General features: G+C 68.8%; 1 protein-coding gene and 1 pseudogene. Both read left to right on the top strand.

The genetic code is table 11. The features are described 5' to 3' along the window. A pseudogene (locus ELR45_RS37390) lies at positions 1–384 on the top strand (WHG domain-containing protein); the annotation flags it as partial. Between the two features lie 88 nt (positions 385–472). Further along, a partial coding sequence (locus ELR45_RS34935) for a DUF4011 domain-containing protein (RefSeq protein WP_165367653.1) occupies positions 473–2600 on the top strand: 2128 nt, incomplete at its 3' end.

Genomic DNA, 2600 nt, shown 5'->3' with positions numbered 1-2600 from the left:
CCCGGCTATGCCGCCCCCCAAGAGACCACAGTTCCGGCGTCCGAGGTGGTATTGCTGCTGGCTCGGATCGCGTTGGATGCGGCTGGCGCACACGGAACGACGGCCGCATCCACCACCGCTACGACGGTCAGCCACGCAGACGCGCTCGACGACGATGTAGCGGCGCTGAAGGGCCGGCTGCCTCACATGGCACCGGACGTGGCCGAAGCGCTCGTGAGCTTCGACACCTCGACGGTGCTCGACGTCCTCGACGCATGGACCCTCCTGTTCGGCATGGTCAGTTTCGAGCTGTTCGGGCACTATCACGATGTGCTTGAGGCGAGAGCCGACTACCTGGACCGCCTCGCGATGAAGACCGCAGCGGCTCTCGGGCTGTCCGGGTGAGGGTCCGGCCACCCGATCCGCCGGTCTTTTGCCTGTCCACGGCCTGTCCGCGTCGCTCTCGGCCGGTGGCTGAACTACCCTCGGCAGAGTGAGACACAGTGATGGCGTCGGCGAGGCGGTGGAGCAATGGCGGGATGAACTCGCCGCACTGGGCGGCCGTGATCCGCTGTTGTCCTTCCGGGACCTCAAAGTCGGCACGCTCGACCTGGCTGCTGCCGAACCTGAGGCTCGGCAACGCCTGGTCGACGGCGAACCGGTCATGCTTTCCAAGCTCTTCCCGCATGAACCGTTGCGTAGCTCGGCTCTGCGTTCGACCCGGGCTATCCGGGACAAGTCCCGGGAGCTCTACGAGGAACGGGGCATCAACGTCGGTCTGCTGGCTGTCGGGATAGCCACCTGGTCGAACCCGTTCGTCGCGCACCGCCCGACGGCTCCCGTGCTGCTCCGCACGGCTGCGGTGGTCGCCCAGGACCCGGCAGAGACAGACTTCGTCATCCACGTCGCCGATGACCCGGTCATCAACCCGGTGCTCCTGCATGCGCTGGACACTCAGGTGGGCCTGCGATTCCAGGCCAATGATCTTCGTGACCACTCCGGTCAGCTGAAGTACCCGACCGTCGTCGAGAGGCTGCGGGAGTTCGCGCCCGCGCACGTGGTCGACGGCTTCTCCATCGCACACCGGGCGGTCCTGGCCACGTTCGCCATGGAGCCGCTGCTGCTCTCCCGCGACATCGAGGATCTCGGCGGCGAGCTGGCAGGTCATGATGTGGTGGCCGCTCTGGCAGGTGACACCAAGGCACGCCAGGCGATCAGCGTGGCCGCGGCTCGGGTCCCGCCCGAATACCTGGCGTTCGATACCGATTCGAGTCAGTACGAGGTGCTGTCGGCCACGGCCGGAGGCAGCAGCCTGCTGGTCGACTCCCCACCCGGCACCGGCCGGACACAGACTGTGGCCGGCATCGTCGCGGAGCTGGTCGGCCGGGGCCAGCGTGTGCTCGTGGTGAGCCACAAGCGTGCGACCGTCACGGACTTGACCGCTCGGCTGAGGTCGGCCGGGCTCGACGACCTCGTACTCGACACCGGTGGGATGTCGCCCGCGGATGCGGTCCAACAGGTGATCGGCACCGCGCGAGCGCTGCGCGAAGCCGGCCCGGGCGGCGGTGTGCAGCCGGAGAACCCGCAGGTCGTGCGTGTCGCGGAGCAGCTTCGCACCGAACTGGACGCGTATCGGGACGCGATGCACCGGCTCCGCGAGCCCGACGGCAGTAGCGCCTACGACGCGCTGGTCGCGATCGCGACCGCCGATGAGAGCATACGCACCACGGTCCGGATCTCGCCCAGCGCGCTGGACAGTCCCCGCTCCGCTTCCGAACTGCGTGAACAGCTACGCGAGTACGCCGATCTGGAAGGTCTGACGCTCACCGAGGACGCCTCGCCGTGGTGCGGGGCGCACGTTCCGACGCAGGCCGTCGCCGACTCCCTGGCCACCACTGTGGTCGGGCTGCGGGACAGCTATGTCCACCAACTGCGAGACGCCGCGACCAGAGCGGCCGTCGAAGTCGGGCTCGCCGGCCCCAGCACCATCGACGAGAGCATCGCGGTGGTCGAGCTCCTCACGTCCGTCGAGGCGACCGTCGCGACCTTCGGCGACGGCCTGTGGAACGAGCCGATCGAGGAACTCGTCGCGGCGACGTCTACGAAGGGCGCGCGCACACAAGGCGAGAACGCGCCCGGGTTCTTTGCCCGGAGGCGGCTGCGCCGGCGGGCGCTGGACCTGGCCGGAGCGTCCGGGCGGAACCAACGGGACGCCGTACACAGCCGGCTGGTGGCGGCGCGGGAACAGTTGGCGGCGTGGCGCGAGCGTTCCCGCGACGGCAAACTGCCGCGCACCGGGCAGTACCTTCCTCAGGCTGTGGAGGCGGTGAAAGCCGTCCGGCGCCGGCTTTCCGTGCTGGCTGATGCGAACCCGCGCACCAGTGACCTGGCGGTGTTGCCATTCCCCGAGGTTGCGAGGCGGCTGGATGCCCTGGCCCGGGACGAGGTTCACCTGCGAGCGCTGCCGCGGCTCACCGAACTGGAGACCGAGTTGAACGCGGCGGGTCTCGAGCCGCTCCTGGACGACCTGCGTCGTCGGAAGGTGCAGCCGAATCGCGTTGAGCGGATCTTCGACTACACCCGGCTGGCCTCGTTGCTGGACCATTGGCGCAAGACCGACC

Origin of the sequence: Phytoactinopolyspora endophytica (genome assembly GCF_004138495.1) — a bacterium.
Lineage (GTDB): Bacteria > Actinomycetota > Actinomycetes > Jiangellales > Jiangellaceae > Phytoactinopolyspora > Phytoactinopolyspora endophytica.
This window is presented reverse-complemented; position numbering and strand designations above follow the sequence as displayed.